Consider the following 25,855-nt stretch of genomic DNA (forward strand, 5'->3'; position numbering starts at 1 on the left):
CGGTTCTACACGCTTTTTTATAAGCAAGTGTTATGCCACTGGTGGTTCGGTTTAGTGCCTTGATTAATCAGGACTTTTTAGTGCTTTTTTTCTGCTGGGAAGATGTTGCCGATTGAAAGTTGCGCCCTTTGGAAATTGCTGCCGTGCCAAATTTGCCTTTAAGCTTATCCATAGCTCGTTCGGCATTGGTTCGCTTGGTGCGTTCCGGTTCAATCAAATCTGGTTGATCTGCTTCTATCAGGGGCCGGAAATGACTCATCCCGATACCAATAAGCCGATATGGAGTTCCATCGATTAAAGGCTTTAAAAGGCTTTGGCTCACTTCAAAGATTGTTCCAGCCATTTGAGTGGGTGCGTCTAAGGTGCGGGAGCGTGTGATAATGCGGTGCATGCTGGTTTTCAGTTTGAGTGTAACGGTAGAACCCGCCAGTTCTTTCCGTTTCAGATCACTTGATACTGTTTCACTGATATCCCAGAGTTTTTCTTCAAGGGAGGGGTAGTCTGCCAGATCTCTGCTGAGTGTGCGTTCTGCAGATACACTCTTAGCACCGCTTTGTGGCTGAACTTTTCGATTATCAAGGCCGCGCGATAGATTATAGAGCCGCATCCCCGTTTCTCCGTACCGACGGGCAAGAGAGCTTTGGCTCTGCTCTTGTAATTGGCAAATGTGGGTGAAACCATCTTTGGCTAAGTTTTTAGCCGACTGCTTTCCAATACCGTAGATCGCGGTTATCGGTAGTTTTCCGAGAAGTTCCTCTTTTTCACTATCCCCTATAACAGTAAATCCGCGAGGTTTATCCATATCAGATGCTAGTTTGGCGAGGAATTTATTGGGGGCTAGCCCCACCGAAACTGTAATCCCGATTTCTTTTTCAATTTCGTTGGCAAACTTGGCGAGAAGCACAGCCGGTTTTGCCCCGTGTAGTTTTTCAGTGCCTGTAAGATCAAGGAATGCTTCATCAATGGAAAGCGGTTCAACAAGCGGTGTAAGTTCTTTCATTTTCTCACGAATTTGCCTGCCTACCTCGCCGTAGCGTTTCATCCGTGGGCTTACAAAAAGCGCGTCAGGGCATAATTTTTTAGCTTTGTAGATTGGCATAGCGGAACGAACGCCAGACATACGGGCAATATAGCATGCTGTTGAAACTACCCCCCGGTTTGAACTGCCGCCAATGATAAGGGGTTTGGTTGCATATTCAGGGTTATCGCGTTTTTCGACAGACGCATAAAATGCATCACAATCTATATGAGCTATACTGAGATCCAGTAATTCGGCATGTGAGATGATACGAGTTTTCTTACAGGCAGGGCAATGCCCTTTGCCTTCAAAAGTATGAAGGCAACTACGACATAAACTGAAAATGGTTTCTTCAGAATCAGTCATAAGGTTAAAGTCTGGCAGCGCCGCGAATGCCGCTTGAGCAACCATGTTTAGCTTGAACAAACTGCGTGTTACATGCGTTTGGCATAATATAATTGGTGATACGCTTCGGCAATTCCTGATAGATCTGCTTTATATTTGATAGACCACCACCAAACACAATCACTTCGGGATCAAGTGTATTAATTACTGTTCCAAGAGAGGCCGCAAGCTGCTCAATAAACAGATCGATCGTTGCTTGAGCTTCTGGCGTTTGCATATTTGCTATTTCTTCCGCGCTGATATGTTTGCCTGTTTCAGTTTCAAAGCTCTGGCTGATACCGGGGCCTGAAATCCAGTTTTCGATGCAGTTTATTCTGCCGCAATAGCAGTTTCTGTCAGTAGTAACCTGGTAGGGAAGGGGATTATGACCCCATTCACCAGTAAGAGCATTCGGCCCTGTTATCAGGTTGTTGTGCGCTACATAGCCAGCACCTACGCCGGTGCCTAGAATAACACCGAAAACGGTTGCTGCACCTGCTGCTGCGCCGTCAGTTGCCTCTGATAAAGTCAGGCAATCAGCATCATTGGCCATTTTTATGCTTCGTTTCAGGCCTTGCTCGATATCAGCTTTCAGGTTCTTTCCATTCAGGCACGTTGAATTGCAGTTTTGCATAACACCTGTGAATGGAGAAATTGAACCGGGAGTGCAGATACCAATACTTTCAGCTGTTCCTTCAAGAGCTTCTAGTTCGTTGATAAGCTGAACCACCGTGTGAACTGTTTCGTGATATAGGCCTTGAGGGGTGGTTTTTCGAATTCGTTTTGTCTCATTTCCATTGGCATATAAGCCAACAGCTTCAACCTTAGTACCACCTAGATCTATACCAATCTTCATATCATGCCTTTAGAAGGTCTTTTAAATAATGTGTTAGCTCCGGCCACGTATCAATACGCGCATGGCTATATTCAGTTTGTGGGATCATAGCACGAAGACGCTTATCCGCCACAAAATGCACCCTGTGGGTTTCCGGGCTTAGTTCCGCCACAGATGCATGCTGCGGCGGGAGATCATCAACAAATACCGTGTGGCCAGATGTAAAATCCGTAAAACGTTTTACCGCAGCGCCTTTATCACCCTTGTTTGAGATTACTGGGCAGTGAATACCTTGTTCTCGAAGGCTGTTTTCACGTCGCTCGCGACAATGTGAAGGCACGTTTGTAAGCACAGCTACCTGAAAATGTTCTGAAAGCTCTGCAAGAGCATCCACGGCACCATCTACTACAGGTACATGATCAACGCATTCATCAAAGAAGCTGCCGATAAGCTTTTTTACCTGAAGAGGGTCTGCGAGCTCATTTGTGGCTTTGTGGTAAACGTTCCCGGATATTTGAAAACTGGTGAGCCGAAGTTCAAAACCATGGTTAAGCATGTGGCCTTCAAGTGTTTCTACAAATTTCAGGAGAACTTCATCTGCATCTAGCAGCAGGATGGGGCGCTCTGGGTTTAAGGTTTGTAGAAGCGTTTCCATATATCACCATTCTTGGCCTACGCCGCCGCCAAGGGCACGCCAGGCATGTACAATATTCTCTGGTTTTTCACCGGTTTCTTCAGCAAATAAAATTAGATCAGGCTCGTTTGAAATCAAAAAATCAAGAATACTGGCTTGAAAATCCACTTCAGCGAGATTGGCACGTATCTCATCTGGTGAAAGGCCACTCAGTGCCAAGAATCTATCTCTGAGAGTGTCATCACCTACAATAAATCCAATTGCTTTAAAGGCGATTTCTGATGCAAAATCGGGTGACATGAGAGAAAACCTGCTTGATGTTGGTGTATTCCGTAATAATTAGAGATAGATAATCGATTTATTTAGGGAGTGTTAACATTAAAATGCAAAAAACAGTATTTAACACCCTAGTCGGGCTTGTGTTTTCCACTAAACCACGACTATTATTTAAATTATAGTATTACTAGCACCTTACGAAGGGCCAGAAATCGCGATGGGAAAAAAGATCCTGATAGTTGAAGACAACGAACTGAATATGAAGTTGTTCTGCGACCTTCTTGAAGCACATGAATATGAAACTATTCAGACAAGAGATGGTATGGCTGCGCTTGAATTGGCGCGTGAACATGAGCCTGATCTGATTTTAATGGACATTCAGTTACCCGAGGTTTCTGGATTGGAAGTTACCAAATGGCTGAAAGAGGATGAAGACCTGCGTAAGATTCCTGTTGTAGCTGTTACAGCCTTCGCTATGAAGGGTGATGAAGAGAAAATTCGCGAAGGCGGCTGTGAAGCTTATATCGCGAAGCCAATTTCAGTTGGCCACTTTTTGGAAACAGTAAAGCAGTTCGCAGGGTAATCCTCCATGACAGCACGGGTGCTGGTGGTTGACGATGTTCCACCAAATGTAAAGCTTTTAGAAGCGAAACTCACGAGTGAGTATTTTGACGTGCTCACCGCATTCAGTGGCCCTGAAGCGCTGGATGTAATTGGGCGCGAGCACCCGGATATTATTCTTCTCGATGTTATGATGCCTGGTATGGACGGCTTTGAAGTATGCCGCCGTATTAAAACAGATCCAAGCACAGCACATATCCCCGTTGTTATGGTAACAGCACTTGATCAACCTTCTGATCGTGTTGCGGGCCTTGAAGCAGGCGCTGATGATTTTCTTACAAAACCCGTTCAGGATTTAGCGCTTTTTGCACGTGTTCGCTCTCTCGTCCGGCTTAAAGTGATGATGGATGAGCTTCGCAACCGGGAAGCAACTGGCGCAAATATGGGCTGGGAAAACGAAGAAGATGCTCCGCTTGATTTCGAAGTGCCAACGGACGGCAATATCCTGATCGTTGATGAGCAAGAGCGTGTAATGGAACGCATCGCACGTGCTCTCGAAGGCGTTGGCGAGTTGACGTTCATCGCTGGCGGTGACGATGCCGCTGAACGTGCTCGTGAAAAGAATTTTGATCTGATTATTGTATCACTCACTATGCGCAACACAGATGGCTTGCGTGTATGTTCTAAACTCAGGTCTTTCGAAGAAACACGCCATGTGCCGATTCTGGTAATGGTGGATGACGGCAATACCAAGTTGCTGGTTCGTGCGCTTGAAATGGGTGTGAACGATTATGTGGTGCGCCCAGTTGATCGCCTTGAGTTTCTTGCGCGGGTCAAAACCCAGTTGAAGCGCAAACGCTACGCAGACAAACTTTGGGAAAATTTCCATTTATCCATGCAGCTTGCGACAACAGATGCGGTGACAGGGCTTTATAACCGTCATTATCTGACAAGCCATATGGATACCCGTCTTGCAGCTGCTCATAGCAGCGGTAAGCAGCTTTCAGTACTTATGATGGATATTGATCACTTTAAAAAGGTGAACGATACCTATGGGCACGCTGTTGGGGATATTGTTCTCAAAGAATTTGCAAACCGTATCGCAAAAAATATCCGCGGTGTTGATCTGGCAGCACGTTATGGCGGTGAGGAATTCGTTGTGATGATGCCTGAAACACCAACAGATTGGGCCTATATGATTGGTGATCGCCTTCGTCAGGAAGTGTGTGATAACCCATTTGAGGTTGGCTTGGCTGAAGGTCCTATCAATATTTCTGTATCCATTGGTGTGGCGTCAAATAAAGAAGGGCAGTCACCATCCCAGCTTCTGGAAGAAGCTGATAAAGCCCTCTATGCGGCAAAGGAAGCAGGCCGTAACCGTGTAATTATTGCAGGCGCATAATAGGAAAAGCCTTGAATAATGAAGCAGCTGAAAAGCTATTATTTTGGATGGTTTTTGTCCTGCCCACTTTAATGGTGCTCACAGCAATTCCAATGATTTTAGAGATCGTACCTCCTAATGGCGCGATTGGTGTTCGTACCGCGGTTTCACTCTCTTCTGAAGAAGCGTGGTACGCTATAAACTTTCGCGCAGGTGTTGCGATAGCTATTAGTTCAGTACTTTCAATTATGCTTAGTCTTGGTTTGATGAAATATTTGAACAAAACGAAAACTCAAAAAAGCCTCTATGCTCTCGTTAGTTTTGGTATCTTGTTTATGATAAGCCTCTCTATTGCGGATCAAGCGTATTAAGTTTTAAAGTTTAGTTTCCTATCTTTCGGGCATGCCTGTTTCTATAGGTAGTCTTTGATCTTGTGACCATTCATTCCAAGACCCAAAATATGTAGCAATATTCTTGAAACCCGCTTGCTTCAGCGCAACATAGGTATTTGAGGTGCGGGACCCCTTAAAGCAATATAACCAAATAGGTTTTGAAAAATCTATTCCTGCATTAAGGCATTCTGCTCTTACTTCATTTGGGGACTTTATTGAACCATCTGGTTTCATCATTCGATACCATTCAAGCCACTTTGCGCCTGGTATCCGGCCTTTTCTGGGGGAAAAGTCCTTCCCGTATGGTGAACTGCTTTCACCAATCCATTCATCGACATCTCTTACATCAAGAAGTGTTACCATATTCTGATTGAGTGACGAGAGTACATCATATTTGTCCACGATAAGGCTTTTGCCAGCTTCAGATAATTCGAAATTTGCGGGTGTAATTTTTGTGATAGATTCTGTCACCGGGTATCCATTGGAAATCCATGCATCTAAGCCTCCATGCAGCACATGGGAATTATCGTTTCCTAGGTAGGAAAGGATGAAATGGCCTCTGCATGATTGGCCAAATCCGCTCCGCATATCCTGTTCGTAAAAGACCACTGTTTTTTTGTTGTTTATACCAGCATCTCCAAATTTCTTAGCCAGAAATTTCCGCATGGCGTTTATGCCAGTTTTATCGGATGAGGCTAGATAGGTGAAGATATCTGGTATGTTGACAGCACCCTCTATATGAGCTGCTTCAAATGCTTCTTTTGAACGCGTATCCACAATAGCGATATTATCTTTTGCCATGAGGTAGGCGAGTTCTTTAGGCTCAATTAGGATATTGGGTGCGATCATCAGTTTATTCCATGTTAACTAGATATTGGCCTCTGAGCTTATGTTCGGGACTTTTGATAAACAAGAAAAACTATCTATCAGTAGGTAGATTCATTGTGAAGTTAAATTGAAGTAAATGATGCAGTCAGATTTAAAGAGAATAAGAGATGGCAAGCATGCATAAAAAAACGCCGCAGCCAGTTAGGCGCGGCGTTTCTTTAGATCTCATAGAATCCAAGATTACTTAATCTTAGCTTCTTTAAACTCTACGTGCTTACGTACAACCGGGTCGTACTTACGCTTAACCATTTTCTCGGTCATTGTACGAGGGTTCTTTTTAGTTACGTAGAAGTAGCCTGTATCAGCAGTGCTAACAAGCTTGATCTTGATGCTGGACGGCTTTGCCATCTGATTAACTCCAAGAAAACAGTTATTCCCGGCCGCACAATGCAGCCTGTGTGAGGGCGCAAAATACCCACAGCGGGGCAGAAGTCAAGCTTTGTTTATCAAAGGAAGACATTTTTATGTATTCTTTTAAAACTATTTCAGGATACTAACGAACAAGTAACTATTTTTGTGCGAATAGAAGTAGAAATTTTTTAGTTGTGAGGAAGGCTTATGTCCGGGTTGGAAAACGATCTGCTTGAAGAACTCAAGAATGAGGCAATCGATACCGTCGAAGATCGACTCCAAAATATTCATGATGCTTTAAAGGGAATTCTTGACGGTACCCTTGAAGGCAGGCAAGCGCTGGCGACTATTCGCCTGGAAGCACATTCTCTGAAGTCTGTGGCATCTAGCTTTGAAATGAAAGCGCTTAAGGTGATGTGTCACCGGTTTGAAGATTATTTCTTTAACCTGACAGAACTTACCGAATCTAATGTCAGTGATATTCAATTTTTTGCTGATCGCATGGCTGAATGTCTGGAAGCCTTTATTGCGGGTAAAGAATATGATGTTTCCAAGATGGTGCGTCAGCTCCCCAATAAAGGCGGCTTTGAGGTAGGAGATATCGTTGTCTCTGAAATCGAGGTAATGCTTGTTATGGCGCCGGGTACTGCAACCAAAATTGTAACCCGCGAACTTCTTGAATGTGGTTACCGCATGGTGAATGTTGCAACCACTATGGACGCTATTCAGTTGATTCCTTCTATGAAGCCAGATGCAGTGATTATTTCCCGCCATATGCCTGAATTGACAGGCGTTGATTTGGCTGCGGCTCTGAAGGCAATGCCAACAACGAAAAATATCCCTGTCGCACTTCTGGCAACAGATGACGGCAAGCTTACAGGCCTGCCGAAATCAGTGCCAGTGCTCCGCAAAGGGTCAAACTTCGCGGATGATGTGGCTGATGTGTTCGTAGAACTAGGTATTCTCTAGAGAATATTCTATTTCTTCTTTTTAGAGGCGTTGCGGCTACGGCTGTGGCGCCTTTTTTGGTTTTTGATGCGTTCTTTACTGTTACGGCGTGGTTTGCCGGATACAGATCCCGCATCGCCTTCCGTTACTAGCTCAAGTTTTAAACCGCCGGTGAACTGGTTTGCTTCAGTAAGGCGTACGTCCAGTTTGTCACCGAGTTTGAATTCTTGCCCGTAACGTTCACCAACCAATTTGTGTTGATCTTCATCAAGTACGTAATAATCGTTTCCAATCTCGGAAATCGGAATCAGGCCATCACCGCCAGAAGGCTCTAGTTCTACGAACAGACCAAAGCGAGTTACACCTGTCACACGGCCAATGAATTCATCACCAATATGATCAGAAAGGTATGAAGCCATATAACGGTCAGTCGAATCGCGTTCAGCTGCCATAGCTCGTCGTTCAGTGCCGGAAATCTGCTCACCGATCGATCCCATATCCAGCATCTCACGTTCTGTAAGGCCGTCATCGCCCAGTTTAAGGGCTTTCACGAGCCCACGGTGCACGATCAGATCTGAATACCGCCTGATGGGAGAGGTGAAGTGCGCATAGCGCCTAAGAGCAAGACCAAAGTGCCCAAGGTTCTCAGTACTATAGTAAGCCTGTGTCTGGCTTCTGAGTACTACTTGGTTCACCATCTGCTCATACGGTCCATCTTTTACTTGATTAAGAATGCCGTTAAACAGACGCGGCATCATCACTGCACCCTTGGCGAGCTTCATCTTCAGCGATGCAAGGAACTCCCGCAGGCTATCAAGCTTATCCATTGATGGTTCTTCATGCACGCGGTACATGGCTGGAACGTTTTTATCTTCAAGGGTTTCAGCCGCACATACATTGGCTGTTACCATGAATTCTTCCACTAGGCGGTGGGTGTCGAGCCGTTCTCTAAGCGCAATACCTTTTACCTGTCCTAAATCATCCAGTTGGATACGGCGCTCAGGCATATCAAGCTCAAGCGGATCGCGTTTTTCGCGTGCGCTCATAAGGGCTTTGAAAGTACCGTAGAGCGGTTTCAGTACGGGCTCCAGCAACGGCTCAGTCATTTCATCAGGCATGCCGTCAAGCGCACGCTGTGCTTGCTGGTAATTAATGTTGGCATGGCTTTTCATCAATCCACGTACAAACTGGTGGCGAAGTTTCTTACCGTTTTTGTCGAACCACATATGAACGGCCATACAGGCGCGTTCTTTACTCGGCTGTAGGCTACAAAGGCCAGCTGAAAGTACTTCAGGTAGCATGGGGACCACACGATCCGGGAAATAACAGCTGTTACCACGGCGAAGCGCTTCTTTATCCAGTGGGCTATCAGGCTGCACATAATGGGCAACGTCAGCGATTGCTACGATTGCATGCCAGCCTCCCGGGTTTGCTGGATCAGGGTCTTCCTCCGCCCAGATGGCATCGTCATGATCTCGGGCATCAGCGGGGTCAATTGTGATAAGTGGTACGTTTCGCAGATCTGTACGGTTGCCAAGGTCAACAGGTTTTGCTCGGTCAGCCGCTTTTGTTACATGCTGCGGAAATTCATACGGAATATCGTGGGCATGAATAGCGATCATGCTAATGGATTTTGCAGCAGCTACATCACCTAAACGTTCTTTAATGCGCGCACGGCGAGGGCCTAGCTTGCGGCGGTTACCGCTTCTGATGAATTCAGCGGTTACAAGTTCACCGTCTGCAGCGCCACGAGTATCTTCGCGGTCCACCCAATATTCATCACGGTCTTTCTTGTTTACCGGGTGAATTCGACCACCATTTTCATTCCCTTTGAATACACCGAGGATGCCAGAAGGAGCTGCGCGTAGCGTTTTAATTACTTTGGCGCGGTAAATTGGTGGATCATCTTTCACAGGTATAAGGTGAACAAGGGCGCGGTCGCCTTTACCCATAGCAGGTGTCTTTTTACGTCGACCTTCCTGAATATAGATAGTGGGAGGAGGGCCATCACCTTGGTAGTTTTCTAGCTTGCCGAGCGGATCGCCATGCTTATCAAGGCCCGCGAATTCAATAACCTGTACGCCTGGTAAGCGATTTGCAGGCCGTAGGGCACGCTGTGTATCCTTGGCAATATGGCCTTCTTCAACAAGTTCTCTCAGAACTTGCTTCAGCATAATTTTTTCCTGGCCTCTAATGCCAAAAGCGCGAGCAACCTCGCGCTTTGTAACCTTGCCTTCATAGCCTTTGATGAAGTCAATCAGTTGTGCTTTTGTCGGGAACTCTCCCGTACGGTCTTTAGCCAATTAAGGTCTCTTTCTTTATAACCCGGTATGAAAGCGCCTTATGACGCTTTCTTCTTCGGGGCAGCTTTCTTAGCTGTTGTTTTCTTTGTCGTAGTCTTTTTCTTGGCAGCAGCTTTTTTCTTCGCTGGTTTTTTAGCAGCTTTCGCGGCTAACCATTCAAGAGCTTGCTCAAGAGTTACAGACTGTGGATCAGTATCTTTGGGCAGCGTTGCATTCACACGCTTGTGGTTCACATATGGGCCGTAACGACCATCAAGAACGCGTACTGGGCCTTCTTCCTCAGGGTGCTCACCAAGTTCTTTCAGAACTGTTTTAGAGCCACCTTTTTTCGCCGCTGTTTCAGCGATAAGTGTGACCGCGCGGTTTAGGCCGACGGTGAACACGTCCTCGCTGCTTTCAAGCTTTGCATAGGTGCCGTCATGTGCAACATACGGGCCGTAACGGCCAATGGCACTGGTGATAGGCTTACCAGTTTCCGGGTGCGCCCCCACTTCGCGAGGAAGGGATAAAAGCTGTAAAGCTTTTTCCAAGTCTACAAGGCCTGCATCCATATCTTTCGGAATGCTGGCACGTTTTGGTTTTTCACCCTCAACGTCGCTGCCAACCTCGATATAGGGGCCAAAACGGCCAACTTTCACTTCGATTTCACCACCGGTTTCAGGATCGATACCCAGTACTTTGTTCTCTGGTGTGCCGCCTTCTTCACCTTCGGCATTCTTAGAGCCGAATTGGCGTGTGTACTTACATTCCGGATAGTTCGAGCAGCCTACAAATGCGCCAAAACGACTTGTTTTCAGGCCAAGGCGGCCATCATCACAGCTTGGGCATTTACGGGCTTCATCGTCATTCTCAAACAGCATTGGGCCCAAGTATTCATCAAGCGCATCAATAACCTCTGCGTTGCGAACACCAAGAATTTCTTCTGTTTTCGGTTTGAAAGCCGTCCAGAAAGCTTCGAGAACTTTCTGCCACTGCTCTTTACCATCTGAAACATAGTCAAGCTGTGCTTCAAGATCCGCTGTGAAATCATATTCCACATACTGCTGGAAGAATTTCTCAAGGAACGCTGTAACCAAACGGCCTTTATCGTCCGGCACGAAACGGTTGCGGTCCATGAACACGTAACTGCGGTCACGCAGCACTGTAAGGATTGAAGCGTAAGTAGAAGGACGGCCGATGCCCAGCTCTTCCATTTTTTTAACGAGGCTTGCCTCAGTAAAACGTGGAGGAGGATCAGTGAAGTGCTGTTTCGGGTTCACCTTATCAAGGTTTACTTCTTCGCCTTCCTTCAGAGCAGGGAGGCGTGCTTCATTCTCGTCAGATTCGTCATCCTTACCTTCCTGATACACAGAAAGGAAGCCTTCAAACTGAATTACAGTACCTGTTGAACGTAGCTCCGCCGATTTATCAGCATTCAGGATCGTAACGGTAGTGCGCTCCATTTGCGCACTTTCCATCTGGCTGGCCACCGTACGGCGCCAGATAAGCTCATATAGTTTCTTCTCATCAGCATCCAGAACACCAGCTACATCAGACGGCGTGCGCATTGGATCTGTAGGACGGATAGCTTCGTGTGCTTCCTGCGCATTTTTCGCCTTTGTTTTATAAACACGTGGCTTTTCGGGCAGGAACTTATCACCGTAACGGCTACTTACCAGTTGGCGTGTTGCATTCAGTGCTTCCTGAGCGATAGTAACGCCGTCCGTACGCATGTAGGTGATCAAACCAGTTACTTCACCACCCAACGATTTACCCTCATAAAGGCTCTGGGCCACACGCATGGTCTTTGCAGCAGGGAAACCAAGCTTACGAGCTGCTTCCTGCTGAAGTGTAGATGTTGTAAATGGCGGTTGCGGATGACGGCGCGCAGGCTTGCGTTCAACACCCGCTACAGTTAGTGGTGTGTTTTCTACAAGGGCTGCTGCCTTTTTCGCAGCTTCTTCGTTTGCAAGAGCATACTTATCAAGTTTTTCACCGTTTAGCGCAAAGAGACGGCTGCCAAAGCCTTTGCTGCCGCCAGTGAGGTCAGCTTCAACGGACCAGTATTCGCGTTCAACAAACGCTTCAATTTCATTCTCTCGCTCACAAACGAGGCGAAGAGCAACTGACTGCACACGACCTGCTGAACGAGCACCAGGCAGTTTACGCCACAGCACAGGTGAAAGTGTGAAACCCACAAGATAATCAAGTGCGCGACGCGCTAGGTAGGCATCAACAAGCTGTTGGTCCAGTTCACGCGGTTCGGCAATCGCCTTCAGGACGGCAGATTTAGTGATTTCGTTAAAGACAACACGCTTCACTTCAACATTTTTAAGGGCGCGTTTTTTTGCAAGTACCTCAAGCACGTGCCAGCTAATGGCTTCCCCTTCACGGTCGGGGTCAGTTGCGAGATACAGTTTGTCAGATTCTTTAACAGCTTTTGCAATTTCGGTGAGTCGCTTGTTTGAGTCTTTATCAACAACCCAATCCATTGCGAATTCTTCGTCAGGCTTCACCGAACCATCTTTTGCAGGGAGGTCACGCACATGACCAAAACTGGCTAAGACTTTGAAATCTTTACCAAGATATTTGTTGATTGTTTTAGCCTTTGACGGCGATTCTACAATAACGACATTCATGTCTGCGCGTATCCTATGACTGTAGTTCGGCTACAAATTTTTGCCTGATCATTGCTTTCACCTAGTTCGTCGGGCCACGTTTTGCAATGACATTATTAATTTTTCACGGCTGCGAGGCTGTATTTACCACCTGTGTGGCGAATAATTTCCCCACTTAATTCCAGTACCAGAAACTCAGCCATTAGATCACTGCTACTTCTTCCTGTAAGTCTAACGATCTCATCAATATGAATAGGGCTGTGACTTAAATATTCAACTAACGGTCCACTAGGTACGGTTGCCACTGGTTGCTGGATTTGAGATGGCCTCTTTGGCTGACTTTTCGGTAATGCCAACGGGGCGTTGATTGATGGACCCAATTCCGGAATAATATCATCAGCGCCTTGGGTGAGAATGGCACCGTCTTTAATTAGCTGATTTGTCCCTTGCGCACGAGGATCAAGCGGTGAACCGGGTACTGCGAAAACGTCACGCCCTTGTTCAGCTGCAAACCGTGCGGTGATGAGCGAACCCGATTTCTTTGCTGCCTCTACCACAAGAAGTCCAGTTGATAGCCCTGATATGATACGGTTACGGCGGGGAAAGTGTCTCGCTTTAGGTTCGGTGCCTATCGCCATTTCGGTCACCAGTAACCCTTGCTTGGCGACCATGGTATATAAATCAGTATTTTCTGGAGGATATATAAAGTCTATCCCACCAGCAAGACAGGCGATAGTGCCAGTTAAAAGAGAGGCTTTGTGCGCTGAAGTGTCGATGCCACGTGCGAGACCAGAGGTGATGGTTATACCTTGCTCACCAAGAGCTGTAGCGATTTTTGAGGTTATTTTTTGCCCTGCGGCGCTGGCGTTCCTAGCACCTACGATGCCAACGGATGTTGAATGAAGGAGAGCTTCATTCCCTTTAATAATGAGTACAGGCGGCGCATCTGGTATTGCTGCCAAGGCTTCTGGGTATCTTTCTTCCCCTAAAAAAATAAAGACAGCGCTGAAATCAAGCGTTCTTTGGCGTTCTTCTTCTATTTGATTTTCAGAAGCGAGCTTAAAGTTCTTTGGTAGACGATTGGTTGTGGTAGAAAGATGACTAACAGCTTTTCGTGCTGAGCCATGTTCTTCAAGAAGCTTGGAGAAAGAAACAGGGCCAATGCCATCCGAGCGAATAAGTCTCAGTCTGGCAAACTTTTCCTCTATGTCGTCTTTTTCTACAAACATGGGGGTACAGTGGCCCCCATTTAAAATCCTGTCAATATATGGTGTTAATATACACCCATACAGATTATTTCTTTTTACCAATCTTTGGCTCTTCGCCTTTCAAGATACGTCCGATGTTTTCCTGATGGCGGTAATAGATCATCGCGGTCATGAACGCGATGGGCATCCAACTGTTACCACCGACCAAAACGTAATTTATAATTGGTGCGGCAACTGCAGCGATAAGCGCTGAAAGGGATGAGATGCGGAAAACGAGTGCAGAAAGCAACCAAGCGCCAACAGTTGCAGCCCCCATAACTGGTGAAATAGCAAGCAAAGTACCAATGAAGGTTGCAACGCCTTTACCGCCCTTGAACTTTAGATAAACAGGGAAGCAGTGGCCCATAAAGGCAGCCATGCCTGCATAAACGGCCATCCATTCGTCTGCTAGATAACGGGTAAGAAGCACCGCAATAGCTCCTTTACCTGCATCAAGAAGTAGAGTGGCAAGAGCTAAGTCTTTCCGGCCTGTGCGGAGTACGTTTGTTGCACCAATATTGCCGGACCCCATTTCACGAATGTCACCAAGACCAGCAAGTTTAGTGAAAACAAGCCCGAAAGGTACAGAACCCAGAAGATAACTTCCGACCAGAACAATCGCGAGTTCAATTGACATAAGTTTATGCTTCCTGATTAAAAAGCGTTTTACCGCCAACAATTGTGCGCCAAACTTGGCCTTGGACAGGCACCGTATCAAACGGTGTGTTCTTCGCAACTGATTTAAATTCTTCCGAAAGAATGCGCCAAGGCTTTTCCGCATCAAAGATCATGAGATCAGCTGGTGCGCCTTTCTTGAGAGTGCCATAAGGCAATTTGAGGAGTTGGGCAGGGGTTGAGATAAGGGCTTTTAAAGCTGTCATCAATTCAACCTTGCCAGAATGAACAACAGAAAGCGTGAGAGCGAGCAGTGTTTCTGCTCCGACAATGCCGGCCGCCGCTTGACCAAGAGGTAGACGCTTAACATCAGCACTCTTTGGGTTATGGTCGCTTACCATCACATCAATTGTACCATCAGCAAGTCCTGCAATGAGTGCTAATCTATCTTCTTCACTTCGCAGAGGTGGCAGTACCTTGGCAAAGGTTCTGTAACCCTCTAGGGCGTTGTCGTTAAGCATCAGATAGTGCGGTGCTGTTGCACAGGTGATTTTAATCCCTTGTGCTTTAGCACGTCTTACTGCTTCTACGCCTTCTCGAGATGAAACCAATGCAAAGTGAACAGGTGATCCTGTGAGTTCTGAGAGGCGAGCATCCCGTTCAATCTGGATGACTTCTGCCGCAGCTGGAATGCCAGCCAGGCCGAGACGAGTTGCAAGTTCGCCTTCGTGAGCAAAACCATCTGCTGCGAGGCTGGCATCCTGTGCATACTGCACGATTAGTGCGCCAAAATATCCTGAATATTCAAGTAGACGGCGCATTACGAGTGGGTTGCTCACAGCTTTATTACAGTCGGTGAATGCAACGGCGCCAGATTCCTGCATCTGGCCGATTTCAGCTACTTGCTCGCCAGACATACCTTGGGTGGCCGCACCCATTGGGTAAACGCGAACACTGTTACCATCTTCTGATCGGCGGCGAATACGCTCTACTACTGCATCGCTATCAATCAGAGTTGTTTGGTTAGGCTGAAGAATTACGGTGGTGATACCCCCAGCTGCAGCTGCCGCACTATCCACGCTGTGAGAGCGCATATCAATAATACCAGGGCTGAGAATACGGCCTTTGCAGTCCACAATCTCTGCGCCTTCAGGTGTTGTGATGTTTTCACCGATTTCGGCAATTAGCCCGTTTTCAACCAGTAGATCGCCTTTGACATCCGTTTCGTTTGACGGATCAATAAGGCGGGCATTCTTATAGAGAGTTGCCATCTTATTCATCCCCTCTCAAACCGCGGGTGAGTACATCAAGGCACGCCATGCGAGCGGCAACACCCATTTCGACCTGTTCTTCAATCGCCGAACGGTCAAGATCATCTGCTACATCGGAGGCAATTTCAACGCCCCGGTTCATTGGGCCGGGATGCATAACCAGAACATCATCTTTGGCAACACTTAGCTTTTCCTTCGTAAGACCCCAGAAGCGGTAATACTCTCTGAGCGAAGGCAGGAAAGCACCGTTCATGCGCTCTTGTTGTAGACGAAGCATCATCACTACATCGGCCCCTTCAAGGCCTTCGTCCATCCGGTGATATACTTCCACACCAAGACGGTCCACATCTACAGGGAGGAGAGTCGGAGGAGCAATAAGGCGAACACGAGCCCCCATGGCATTTAAAAGGTAGATGTTTGAGCGTGCAACGCGGCTGTGCGCAATATCCCCGGAGATCACAATGGTTTGGCCGTGGATCTGGCCTTTGCGGCGACGGATAGTGAGCGCATCCAATAGGGCCTGTGTTGGATGTTCCGATCGTCCGTCCCCGGCATTAATAACGGCGCAATCCATTTTTTCGGACAGGAGTTTAACAGCTCCGCTATCGGCGTGGCGCATCACAAGTACATCTGGATGCATGGCATTTAGTGTAGCAGCTGTATCCAGAAGCGTTTCTCCCTTTTTGATGGAGGAAGTGCCCGTGGACATAGAGATTGTATCCATACCGAGGCGTTTGCCTGCAATCTCAAAGCTCATTAATGTACGTGTTGAGTTTTCGAAAAACAGATTGATCTGCGTAAGGCCTGCACATGTTGATGTGGTTTTCTTGGCTTGTCTGTTTTGATCAACATATTTTTCTGCAACATCAAGCAGATGTTTGATGGAGGTTGGATCCATACCCCATATGCCAAGAAGATGTTTATGCGGAAAAAGTGAGCCCGAGGGCGGAGAAATTTCCGCGCGCGGGTAGGATGCCATGCTGGTGTTTTGCGTGCTCATTAAAACCGTCTTATAGAAGGTAAAATACTGGCTCGCAAGAGACGATATTTGATATTTAAAGGAAATGAAACTGGATAGTTTACTTCACTAAAATTTCTCGTTTCATTGTGTGTGTAAACTCAGCATCTTTTCTCTTGAAAGTGAGTATAGAGTTTTCGGGAATGGAGTGAAGCTCACACCCTCTGCGTTCCGGTTTTTTTCCGTCTATCGATTCAATCGTATCACCGGCCTGTAATCCCGAGACTGCGGCTGGGGAAGAGGGCGATACTTCAAGAATACGGAGTTTTCCATCTACCGGTGCAATGAGAGCCCCGCTTCTTTGTTGTGAAGGCATTTCTGGCGTGATGCCTAATGGGTTTGTAATCTGAACTCTTTTGTTTTTTGTATCAAAAGTCAGCCTGTAATTTTTCATCAATTGAGCAGAGAAGATGTTTTCTCCCGGAATTATGGAGACAACAGGTTCATTGATAGTATGTTTTCCGAAGGTGAGATTAACTTTTGCTCTCGTGGAGAGGGAAATGTCTGTGCCGTTAACGCCTTGCGAAACTGTGGCGGGAACTGCTGATGTATGCGTGTCAACATTCTTCAAGCTAGATAAAACAAGCATTTCTCCAGCGGCGGTATCCATCAGTAATTTCAGCTTTTTATCGCCGAGGTGTGTATTGAGCCAAGGGCGGTCATCCGGGCCTGAAGTAGAGAAGATATCAATGCCGTTAGGAGCTGGAATATGGCCGCGAGAGACAAAAATCTCTCCTTTGGTGTAATCAAGGGTTAGCATTGTATTCTCAAATACAGAAAAGCCAAGAATACCGTCTATGCGTGTTCCCATTACCAGTTCTATTGGGTCAAATTCCGTTAGATGGACGTACCTGCGCCCAATCTTGAAGGCACCGATGCTTGATTTTGATATCTTTGTATATGTACGGCTTTTTACATTTTTCCCGGTAATACGTTCAAAGGAATCTGGGTCAAGGAAGCTTTCATAGGCTCCTGTATCCAGTAGCATATTCAGCGTTACGATTGTGTTTGTTGTTTTAGACCGGATGCTGAGAGGTAAAACAAAATAAATACCACACTGTATGCTGGGTAATTTAATAGGTGATTTTAACGGTTGTTGCGCAGAGGCATGGGGAAGGGAGAGAGAAAAGGCTATCAATAATAGGATTATATGCCGCATGAACTCCACCTTTGAAGATAGATAAGTATCTCATAAAAAAGGTGCTTTCTCAATTGAACTAAAGGTGAGTATTAGGAGCGAGGCGGTGTTTAACTCGGGCGGGTTATTTCTCCAGATGTGCTTGCCATTTTTTTGACCACTCATTGAGTGGTCGCAATTTTTCGCTGAGTTCTAACCCCAACGGCGCTATGGTCCACATGGTATCAGGTGTTTGTTCCAGAATTTGGGCAGCTTTAAGTTCTTTAAGTCTGCGGTCCAGTACACTCGGGGACATGTTATCGCAGGATTTCTGCAATTGCCGAAACCCTTGAGGTCCTGATTGTAATTCCCATAAAATTCGAAGCGTCCAGCGGCGCCCAAGTAGATCAAGGGCTGCCATTATAGAGCGACCAGTGTCCGATCCTCTAACTGGGGTGCCGGGTAGCGGGATATTTTCTCGCTTCTTGCTCACAGGGCGTGCAAAGCTCCTTGGAGAATATATGCTGCAGCCATCTTATCAACGACTTCCTTGCGTCGGGCACGGCTGCTGTCAGCTTCCAAAAGAGTGCGTTCAACTGCAGCGGTGGAAAGGCGCTCGTCCCAAAGGGTTTGGGGTAGGTCAAAATGCTCAGCGAGATTATTTGAGAACGCGGTTACAGATTGGCAGCGAGGGCCGAGAGAGCCATCCATATTCACAGGCCAACCAATAACAAAACCGCCTACATTCTCTTTTTCTACAATCTCTTTAAGGCGCGCGACATCATCCTTAAAGCGTTTGCGGCGGATAATCTCAAGTGGTGTTGCAATTGTAAGAGTAAGGTCCGAAAGGGCGAGGCCGATTGTTTTACTGCCCGGGTCCATGCCTAAAAGGCGTTGACGGGGTTTAAGCCCCGCCTTGAGTTCTGAAATGGAAACTGTGTTGCTCACTGAGCAAATCCTATCTGTTTGCTTTTAACCATGCTTGGGCACGCTCTACAGCATTTTCACGGAGATTCATATAGAACATGTGATAGTCGTAAACATGATAGTTTTCACCATCTAGCTTATATTGCTGCCAGGCTTCACCGGGCAGATCAACAATATAGAGAACGCCGTCTTTGCCGCACTGTGTGCCTGTGAAGTGCGGTACTGGCGCACCGAGTGGGGCATCAGCATCATCACTCCGTACCATTGCACCGCGGTGTGCAGAGCGTGTTTCGTTTGAACCGATAAGCCAGTCTTGCGGGTTTGTGCAGAGCATTTGGGTGCCCTTACGTGGCAGGAAGTTCAGTCCGGGCGTATGATCCATATAGAAGTTTGGCCCCCAAGGATTTCCACCTAGTCCATACGTTTGATATGAAATTACACAGCCTGTCTCTGTTTTCCGCTCGCATGCTTTAATATCTGCCAGTGCGCCAAGGTCATTTTCGATACTTACAGGCCATCCGATTAGGTAGGCTGCGATCATACGCTTCTGAAGTTCAGTGCCACTGATACGTTGTTGAAGCAAATGTAGTAGATGCAGAGAACCTTGACTATGTCCTGCCAAAATGAAAGGACGATCATTGTTGCGATTAGCAATAAACTCATCGAAAGCTGCCTGTACGTCCTGATAGGCAAGCATCATAGCTTTCAGGCCTTCACCTTTATCATCAAAGAATGCACCAAAGCTGGCTTGACGGTAACGTGGTGCATAGACCTGGCCTGCGGCATTGAAGACGCTGGCTTGAAGTTTCATCGAACGCTTATCCACGCGCATATTTGCCATTTCAGCGCTATCTGGCGCATTCCATGCGTCCTTCAGGATGTATGTGGTCGGATGCACAAAAAACACATCAGCTTCGGGTACCATGGTGATCTGTGTGATCCCTTGGGGTAGAGACGTAGCTGTTGAGCCATTGCCTGGCAAAGCTGCCCAAGATGCGTCGTTGGTATAATCGCGCTGCGTTGAAGGTGTGTCTTCAGAGAAGGAATGGGACGGTGTGAAAGCTATCTGCAGTGCGGCGCGAGGGTTGTTGTTGTACCACCACGAAAAGCCAATGAATGCTATTGCAGTGAGTACTACAAGCCCTGCTATAACTAATAAGAATATACTCGCTGGTTTGGTTTTAGCCATCGGTTTCCCCCGTCATAATCCGTTTTGTTACGGCCATAGCGCCATAATATGATCGTCAATTACCCGGCCATCTTCATATCTAAGCACTTTGTGACGTGTGCCTTCTAGTTCAAAGCCAAGGTTTTTATAAAGTTGTTGCGCTGCAACATTATCACTGTGCACGTGAAGTTCAATACGCTCAAGCGTTTCGTGTTTTTTTACCCAAAGAATAAAATGATTGAGGATTGCTTTGCCAATGCCGTTCCCTCTGTGCCCTTGTTTCACAGACATAGCGAAGCTTGTACTGTGCTTTACACGGGCACGCATATCTGTCCAGCTATCAAGCATGCCGATGATTTTACCATCCCTTAAAGCCAATAGGCATGTTTCCGAAGGATGTAGAGCTTTCTTGGAAATCCAGAAGCGCTGTTTAAAGCTGCCAGTTCGAAATTCTGATTGTCGTGTGATCAAGTGGTCAGAAGTGCCGTAAATTTCCTTAATATATGCGTTCAGAGCACGTGCGTCAGAGGCCTTAGCTTCACGAATTTCAATATTTGCTGCCACTATAGTGATTCCCTACTTGCCCCAATGGGTTTCTGGCGCTAAGTTCCGCGCTTGATCTTATTCGTTTTTCCTGACTACTCATAGGGAATTTCCATGTCAAACATTGACAAGGCAACTGTTGCCAAAATTGCGCGTCTTTCGCGCATCAAAATTGAAGAAGACAAGCTGGAGCCACTAGCGGGTGAGCTTAACAATATCCTTGGTTGGGTAGAGCAGCTTGAAGAAGTAAATACAGATAACATCGAGCCAATGGCGAGTGTTGTTGATGCAAAGCTGCGTTGGCGCACTGATGATGTGAATGACGGCGACAAGCAGGAAAGCGTTCTGAAAAATGCGCCACGCGCAGAATTCGGCTTCTTTGCTGTACCTAAAGTAATTGAGTAGGGCTGGCCTGATGACTGATTTAAATAAACTTAAAATCGCGGAAGCGCGTGACTTGCTGCGCAAAGGCGAGCTTACAGCACGCGAGCTTACAGAAGCTCACATTAAAGCTGTTGATGAAGCTGATGTGCTGAACGCCTACATTGAGAAAACACCTGAAATCGCGCTTGAACAAGCTGATAAAGCGGATAGCATGATCAAAGCGGGTGATGCACCAGCAATGGCTGGTATTCCTGTAGGTATCAAAGACTTGTTCGCCACAAAAGGCGTGCACACACAGGCGTGTTCAAAAATTCTTGATGGTTTCAAGCCAGAGTATGAAAGCACAGTAACCCAAAAGCTTTGGGATAATGGTGCGGTTATGCTTGGTAAGGTGAACATGGACGAATTCGCCATGGGTTCATCAAACGAAACAAGCTACTACGGTCCGGTGAAAAACCCTTGGCGCCGCGGTGACACAGATACTGTGCCGGGTGGTTCATCTGGTGGTTCCGTTTCTGCGGTTGCTGGTTTTGCGGCAATGGGTGCAACGGCGTCTGATACGGGTGGTTCAATCCGTCAGCCTGCTGCCTTCACTGGTACATTCGGTATTAAGCCAACATATGGCCGCTGTAGCCGTTACGGTATGGTTGCGTTTGCAAGCTCGCTTGATCAGGCAGGTACAATCACACGCGACGTTCGCGATGGTGCCATTATGCTTGAGGCGATCTCTGGCTTTGATAAGAAAGACAGCACAAGCGTTGATGTTGCTGTACCAAACTTTGAAGCGGCCCTTACGGGTGATATCCGCGGTATGAAGATTGGTATTCCAAAAGAATATTATCTTGACGGTATGTCTTCAGAGCTTGAAGCACTGTGGCAAAAAGGTATTGAGTGGCTTAAGGCTGCTGGCGCTGAAATTGTTGATATCAGCCTGCCGCACACAAAATACGCACTGCCAACATATTATATCGTGGCGCCTGCTGAGGCTTCTTCGAATCTCGCGCGCTATGACGGTGTTCGCTACGGTCTTCGCGAAACAGTTGAAGGTGGCGGCCTTGAAGATATGTATGAAGCAACACGTGCGGCTGGCTTTGGTGACGAAGTGAAACGGCGTATCATGATTGGTACATACGTTCTTTCAGCTGGTTACTATGATGCTTATTATCTGAAAGCTCAGAAGGTTCGCCAGTTGATTTCAAACGATTTCAAAGAAGCGTTCAAATCTGTTGATGCGATCCTGACACCTACAGCACCGTCGGCTGCATTCGCACCGGGCGAGAAATCAGACGATCCGCTAGCAATGTATCTGAACGACGTGTTCACGGTTCCTGCTTCGCTTGCTGGGCTGCCGGGCTCAAGTGTTCCTGCTGGTCTTGATGAAGGTGGTTTGCCGCTTGGTCTTCAAGTGCTTGGTAAGCCTTGGGATGAAGAAACAGTTCTAAAAGTATCAGGCGTTCTGGAAGAAGCGGCAAGCTTCAACCATGAGCCTAAAGTTTGGTGGAGGTAAGCGCTATGACTTATATTATTCAAGGCGCTCATGATGATTTTGAAGTTGTAATCGGCCTCGAAATCCATGCTCAGGTTACTTCAAACGCGAAGCTTTTTTCTGGTGCATCCACTGAATTTGGTGCTGAGCCAAACGCGCAGGTGTCTCTCGTAGATGCTGCGATGCCGGGTATGCTGCCAACAATTAACGAAGAATGTATCCGTCAGGCAGTGCGTTCCGGTATTGCTCTTGGTGCGCAGATCAACAAATTCTCCAAGTTTGATCGTAAGAACTATTTTTATGCTGACTTGCCGCAGGGCTATCAGATTTCTCAGTTCTCGCATCCAATCGTTGGTGAAGGTGTTGTAACCGTTGATCTTGAAGGTGGTAAAACCAAAGAGATCGGTGTGGAGCGTATCCACCTTGAGCAGGATGCTGGTAAATCCATGCACGATCAACATCCTCAGTTCACATATGTTGACCTGAACCGCTCTGGTGTTGCACTGATGGAAATCGTATCCAAGCCGGATATGCGCAGCCCTGAAGAAGCGGCGGCTTATGTTACTAAAATCCGCACTATCCTTCGCTACATTGGTTCTTGTGACGGTAATATGGAACAGGGCAGCATGCGTGCTGATGTGAACGTTTCTGTTCGTAAGCATGGTGAGCCTTTTGGTACACGCTGTGAATTGAAGAACATCAACTCTGTTCGTTTCGTGCGTCAGGCAATTGAGGTTGAAGCACGCCGTCAGGTAGACATTATCGAAAGCGGTGGTGTGGTTGATCAGGAAACACGTCTGTTTGATCCGAACAAAGGCGAAACACGCTCCATGCGTTCGAAGGAAGAAGCGCACGATTACCGCTACTTCCCTTGCCCAGATCTGTTACCAGTAGAATTTGGTGATGATTTCATCGAAGCAGCACGTGAGAGCTTGCCAGAGCTTCCTGACGCTAAGAAAAACCGTTTCATGGAAGAACTAGGCCTGAATGATTACACTGCTGGCGTTCTGGTTGCTGAAAAAGAATCAGCTGATTTCTTCGAGGTGCTTGTTGATGCACTAGCGAAGAAAGCTGGTAAAGATGCTGGCAAAGTAGCTGTTAAGGCCTCTAACTGGCTGACAGGTGATCTGTTCGGCGCGCTGAATAAAGCGAGCAAAACTATCACTGAAAGCCCAGTTTCAGCAGCTCAAGGCGCTGATCTTCTTGCCCTTATCGAAGATGGTACAATTTCTGGCCGTATTGCTAAGGATGTGTTCGAAGTAATGTTCGAAACAGGCAAAGATGCTGAAGCAATCGTTGAAGAAAAAGGTCTGAAACAGGTTTCTGATACTGGCGAGATCGAGAAGATCATCGACGAAGTGATTGCAGCCAACCCAGGACAGGTTGAACAATACCGCGGCGGTAAAGATAAGCTTATCGGCTTCTTTGTTGGTCAGGTAATGAAAGCAACTGGTGGTAAAGCAAACCCGGGCGTTGTGAATAAGCTTCTCAAGCCAAAGCTTGATGGCTAGTTTCAGCTGAAAATTAAAGAATAGAAAAAGCCGCTGTATTCCAGCGGCTTTTTTTGTGCCTCAATTTTGCCCAATGGTATCAATAAGCTTCCTTTGAATGGAGGAAGATATGCGTACTTTACTCATGACAATGATGCTACTGGGGTCGATTGGGGCTGTTGCTCAGGACCAGCAGGAAGAACAGGAAAAAACAAAAGAACAAGCTGAACAGGCCGTTAAACCTGATTACTCCAATCTGTGTATTGGCGATGGGTGCGATGCTTATCTGCCGTTTATTACCCGCGGCCCTTCCTTATATCCGGAAGTTAAAGGAAGAAAACGCTTGAACAGTGTTCTGGGCGGTGTCGCTGGTGCGGTTCTTGGTGAAGGGATCGCAGGTGCTCCCGGCGCTGTTGGTTTAGGCCTTTTAGGGGCTGGTCTTGGCTATAATTTCGAGATCGACCGCAGATATGAAGAGCAATACCGTGAGCAGAGGAAGTCATGGGAGCGTGGTGACGATATTTATTATAATCCGTCACATCCCATTCCACAGAATGCCCATTGGCTTCAACGAGACGGTAAAAATAAAAAGAAATAACAGTTCATTCCCGGTTCAGGTTCATTCTCGTAATTTTCACTCCATAATAAGGAGAGTGATATGTTGAAGAAAACTATACTCCTACTAAGTGCCACAGCGATGATCATGCCTGTGAGTAGCGCATTGGCTGAGGGTGATCGAGGTTCGAGAAAAGAGCCAACCTTTAAGGAAAGATCAAACAAATCATCTCAACGACAAGCGCGAAGCTCGCGTAACCGGTCACAGGATAGCCGAGCCTCTCAAAGAAGATCAAAGCGTTCCGAGGCATCGCGACAGAGTAGAAGCAGGCAAGAAACTCGCTCCAGCAGCCGCAGTAGTCGGCAGGAAAGTCGTGCTCGTACTCGTAGTAACTCCCGCGAGGCTTTTTCGGCACCATCAAGAGTAAGGCCGGACAGGGCTGAGCGTCCTCGTCAAACTGAGCGGCAAGAAGTTAGACGACAGACCGATAATACTCGTGGTTCTCGTACAGCTGAAAGAAGGCGGGAGCAGGAATACACTCGTTCCAGATCAAGTTCATCAAATGAACGTCGCTCTTCTGTAACTTATCGTCCTTATGAAGCGGAAACACGTGCCCGCCGTGATGAAAATCGCCGTACGCAACAAGCACGCAGGGATGAGCGTCATCTTGAACGTACAACACGTAATGGAAACCGTCATGTTACACGTTCGGTAAACAGGCACTCGAATACTGTGTATTCTTCACATAATCGACGTTCAAATGCCTATAATACACGCCGTACATATAGCGAAAATAACAGGCACCGGAATTATTATGATAACCGTAGAACACACGTGCGGAATAAATATTATTATAATCGGAACTATTATTATGATCGCCGCTATAGACACCGTTCCAATAACTATTGGTATGTGAATGTATTCCCATATAGCTGGCACTTTGGCTATTACGCCAGCCGTTATGATCGGTTCGATTATGGCTATTGGTATGGCAACCGTTACTATGACTATTATGGTGACTGGCCTTATCACCGTGGTTTCTATCATACCCATGCTTCTTGGGGCTGGTTCCATAATCACGGTCACTACCACTATGGGACATACTGCCCGGGCTATAATAGCGGCTATTATTATGAGCCAACACATGCTCACTATGATAACGACATAGATGGTGATGAATTTGCTGGAGCGCTGTTAGGTGGTGTTGTTGGCGGTATCATCGGTGCAGAAATTGATGGTGGTCGTAATAAAACAACAGGGGCTGTAATTGGCGCTATCGCTGGTGCAGTAGCCGGAGCCGCGATCGCTGATGATGACGACGATTATGATTATGATGGTCGTCACCGATATGAGCGTGAAGCATATGTGCCACCAAGTAAAGCTCGGTCATGTATGCGCTATGAACCCGTTGATGGTGGGTATGAGTGTGTAAAATGGGCTAAAGATTAGAAGGCCTATCACCTGT

General features: G+C 46.9%; 26 protein-coding genes. 9 read left to right on the top strand and 17 right to left on the bottom strand.

What is annotated here, in order from left to right; genetic code table 11:
* Positions 1 to 67: 67 nt before the first annotated feature.
* From KFE96_RS09055 to KFE96_RS09070, 4 genes are read right to left on the bottom strand one after another with little or no spacing between them, the layout of a single operon-like run.
* Positions 68 to 1,384, bottom strand: a complete 1,317-nt coding sequence (locus tag KFE96_RS09055) for a DNA polymerase IV (protein WP_370650577.1) — start codon at positions 1,382 to 1,384, stop codon at positions 68 to 70.
* Between the two features lie 4 nt (positions 1,385 to 1,388).
* On the bottom strand, positions 1,389 to 2,258 hold the full coding sequence (locus KFE96_RS09060; RefSeq protein WP_255832309.1) for an ROK family protein: 870 nt from the start codon (positions 2,256 to 2,258) through the stop codon (positions 1,389 to 1,391).
* A 1-nt stretch (position 2,259) separates the two neighbouring features.
* Positions 2,260 to 2,892 (bottom strand): hypothetical protein, encoded by a 633-nt coding sequence (locus KFE96_RS09065; RefSeq protein ID WP_255832310.1) that lies wholly within the window; start codon positions 2,890 to 2,892, stop codon positions 2,260 to 2,262.
* A 3-nt stretch (positions 2,893 to 2,895) separates the two neighbouring features.
* The gene (locus KFE96_RS09070; protein ID WP_255832311.1) at positions 2,896 to 3,171 is read right to left on the bottom strand and encodes a DUF3572 domain-containing protein; all 276 of its coding nucleotides are present in this window, start codon (positions 3,169 to 3,171) and stop codon (positions 2,896 to 2,898) included.
* A gap of 193 nt (positions 3,172 to 3,364) precedes the next feature.
* On the opposite strand from KFE96_RS09070, the gene KFE96_RS09075 reads away from it, so the two are divergent.
* The 3 genes from KFE96_RS09075 to KFE96_RS09085 are packed head-to-tail and all read left to right on the top strand — an operon-like array spanning position 3,365 to position 5,460.
* A complete protein-coding gene (locus tag KFE96_RS09075; RefSeq protein WP_247018174.1) occupies positions 3,365 to 3,730 on the top strand; it encodes a response regulator in 366 nt (121 codons plus the stop codon).
* 6 nt (positions 3,731 to 3,736) lie between these two features.
* The gene (locus KFE96_RS09080) at positions 3,737 to 5,110 is read left to right on the top strand and encodes a PleD family two-component system response regulator (protein WP_247018176.1); all 1,374 of its coding nucleotides are present in this window, start codon (positions 3,737 to 3,739) and stop codon (positions 5,108 to 5,110) included.
* Between the two features lie 11 nt (positions 5,111 to 5,121).
* Positions 5,122 to 5,460 (top strand): SdpI family protein, encoded by a 339-nt coding sequence (locus tag KFE96_RS09085; RefSeq protein ID WP_255832312.1) that lies wholly within the window; start codon positions 5,122 to 5,124, stop codon positions 5,458 to 5,460.
* A gap of 18 nt (positions 5,461 to 5,478) precedes the next feature.
* Here KFE96_RS09085 and KFE96_RS09090 read toward each other — a convergent pair whose 3' ends face one another.
* Both KFE96_RS09090 and rpmG read right to left on the bottom strand, forming a co-directional pair.
* Positions 5,479 to 6,330, bottom strand: coding sequence for a sulfurtransferase (locus tag KFE96_RS09090; RefSeq protein ID WP_255832313.1), 852 nt, complete (start codon positions 6,328 to 6,330; stop codon positions 5,479 to 5,481).
* Positions 6,331 to 6,549: 219 nt separating this feature from the next.
* Positions 6,550 to 6,717, bottom strand: coding sequence for a 50S ribosomal protein L33 (gene rpmG, locus KFE96_RS09095; protein ID WP_247018182.1), 168 nt, complete (start codon positions 6,715 to 6,717; stop codon positions 6,550 to 6,552).
* A 210-nt stretch (positions 6,718 to 6,927) separates the two neighbouring features.
* Between rpmG and KFE96_RS09100 the strand changes: the two genes are divergently transcribed.
* Positions 6,928 to 7,689, top strand: coding sequence for an Hpt domain-containing protein (locus KFE96_RS09100; RefSeq protein WP_255832314.1), 762 nt, complete (start codon positions 6,928 to 6,930; stop codon positions 7,687 to 7,689).
* Positions 7,690 to 7,697: 8 nt separating this feature from the next.
* Here the strand turns inward: KFE96_RS09100 and rnr are convergent, their stop codons facing one another.
* From rnr to KFE96_RS09155, 11 genes are all read right to left on the bottom strand, one after another.
* Positions 7,698 to 9,971 carry a ribonuclease R gene (rnr, locus tag KFE96_RS09105; protein WP_255832315.1) on the bottom strand — a complete coding sequence of 758 codons (2,274 nt, stop codon included), beginning with the start codon at positions 9,969 to 9,971 and terminating at the stop codon, positions 7,698 to 7,700.
* A 38-nt stretch (positions 9,972 to 10,009) separates the two neighbouring features.
* On the bottom strand, positions 10,010 to 12,589 hold the full coding sequence (gene topA / locus KFE96_RS09110) for a type I DNA topoisomerase (RefSeq protein WP_255832316.1): 2,580 nt from the start codon (positions 12,587 to 12,589) through the stop codon (positions 10,010 to 10,012).
* A 95-nt stretch (positions 12,590 to 12,684) separates the two neighbouring features.
* Positions 12,685 to 13,797, bottom strand: a complete 1,113-nt coding sequence (dprA, locus tag KFE96_RS09115) for a DNA-processing protein DprA (protein ID WP_255832317.1) — start codon at positions 13,795 to 13,797, stop codon at positions 12,685 to 12,687.
* A gap of 64 nt (positions 13,798 to 13,861) precedes the next feature.
* Complete coding sequence (gene plsY / locus KFE96_RS09120; protein WP_255832318.1) at positions 13,862 to 14,452, bottom strand: glycerol-3-phosphate 1-O-acyltransferase PlsY; 591 nt, start codon at positions 14,450 to 14,452, stop codon at positions 13,862 to 13,864.
* 4 nt (positions 14,453 to 14,456) lie between these two features.
* The gene (gene pyrC / locus KFE96_RS09125) at positions 14,457 to 15,701 is read right to left on the bottom strand and encodes a dihydroorotase (protein WP_255832319.1); all 1,245 of its coding nucleotides are present in this window, start codon (positions 15,699 to 15,701) and stop codon (positions 14,457 to 14,459) included.
* Between the two features lies 1 nt (position 15,702).
* Complete coding sequence (locus KFE96_RS09130) at positions 15,703 to 16,680, bottom strand: aspartate carbamoyltransferase catalytic subunit (protein ID WP_370650578.1); 978 nt, start codon at positions 16,678 to 16,680, stop codon at positions 15,703 to 15,705.
* Positions 16,681 to 16,780: 100 nt separating this feature from the next.
* The gene (locus tag KFE96_RS09135; protein ID WP_255832321.1) at positions 16,781 to 17,857 is read right to left on the bottom strand and encodes a PDZ domain-containing protein; all 1,077 of its coding nucleotides are present in this window, start codon (positions 17,855 to 17,857) and stop codon (positions 16,781 to 16,783) included.
* Between the two features lie 124 nt (positions 17,858 to 17,981).
* On the bottom strand, positions 17,982 to 18,329 hold the full coding sequence (locus tag KFE96_RS09140; RefSeq protein WP_255832322.1) for a helix-turn-helix domain-containing protein: 348 nt from the start codon (positions 18,327 to 18,329) through the stop codon (positions 17,982 to 17,984).
* Positions 18,326 to 18,784 carry a Holliday junction resolvase RuvX gene (ruvX, locus tag KFE96_RS09145; protein ID WP_255832323.1) on the bottom strand — a complete coding sequence of 153 codons (459 nt, stop codon included), beginning with the start codon at positions 18,782 to 18,784 and terminating at the stop codon, positions 18,326 to 18,328. Before ruvX ends, KFE96_RS09140 begins: the two co-directional genes overlap by 4 nt.
* 10 nt (positions 18,785 to 18,794) lie before the next feature.
* Positions 18,795 to 19,952 carry a DUF3089 domain-containing protein gene (locus KFE96_RS09150; RefSeq protein WP_255832324.1) on the bottom strand — a complete coding sequence of 386 codons (1,158 nt, stop codon included), beginning with the start codon at positions 19,950 to 19,952 and terminating at the stop codon, positions 18,795 to 18,797.
* 27 nt (positions 19,953 to 19,979) lie between these two features.
* Positions 19,980 to 20,495, bottom strand: coding sequence for a GNAT family N-acetyltransferase (locus KFE96_RS09155; protein WP_255832325.1), 516 nt, complete (start codon positions 20,493 to 20,495; stop codon positions 19,980 to 19,982).
* Between the two features lie 93 nt (positions 20,496 to 20,588).
* Here KFE96_RS09155 and gatC point away from each other — a divergent pair, with 93 nt between their 5' ends.
* The 5 genes from gatC (at position 20,589) to KFE96_RS09180 (ending at position 25,839) form a co-directional block, all read left to right on the top strand.
* Positions 20,589 to 20,879, top strand: a complete 291-nt coding sequence (gene gatC / locus KFE96_RS09160; protein WP_247018209.1) for an Asp-tRNA(Asn)/Glu-tRNA(Gln) amidotransferase subunit GatC — start codon at positions 20,589 to 20,591, stop codon at positions 20,877 to 20,879.
* 10 nt (positions 20,880 to 20,889) lie between these two features.
* A complete protein-coding gene (gene gatA, locus KFE96_RS09165; protein WP_255832326.1) occupies positions 20,890 to 22,365 on the top strand; it encodes an Asp-tRNA(Asn)/Glu-tRNA(Gln) amidotransferase subunit GatA in 1,476 nt (491 codons plus the stop codon).
* 5 nt (positions 22,366 to 22,370) lie between these two features.
* The gene (gene gatB, locus KFE96_RS09170; RefSeq protein WP_255832327.1) at positions 22,371 to 23,855 is read left to right on the top strand and encodes an Asp-tRNA(Asn)/Glu-tRNA(Gln) amidotransferase subunit GatB; all 1,485 of its coding nucleotides are present in this window, start codon (positions 22,371 to 22,373) and stop codon (positions 23,853 to 23,855) included.
* Positions 23,856 to 23,964: 109 nt separating this feature from the next.
* Positions 23,965 to 24,432 (top strand): hypothetical protein, encoded by a 468-nt coding sequence (locus tag KFE96_RS09175; protein ID WP_255832328.1) that lies wholly within the window; start codon positions 23,965 to 23,967, stop codon positions 24,430 to 24,432.
* 60 nt (positions 24,433 to 24,492) lie between these two features.
* Positions 24,493 to 25,839, top strand: a complete 1,347-nt coding sequence (locus KFE96_RS09180; protein WP_255832329.1) for a glycine zipper 2TM domain-containing protein — start codon at positions 24,493 to 24,495, stop codon at positions 25,837 to 25,839.
* Positions 25,840 to 25,855 lie beyond the last annotated feature (16 nt).

Source organism: Kordiimonas sp. SCSIO 12603, from assembly GCF_024398035.1.
In the GTDB taxonomy this organism is placed as follows: domain Bacteria; phylum Pseudomonadota; class Alphaproteobacteria; order Sphingomonadales; family Kordiimonadaceae; genus Kordiimonas.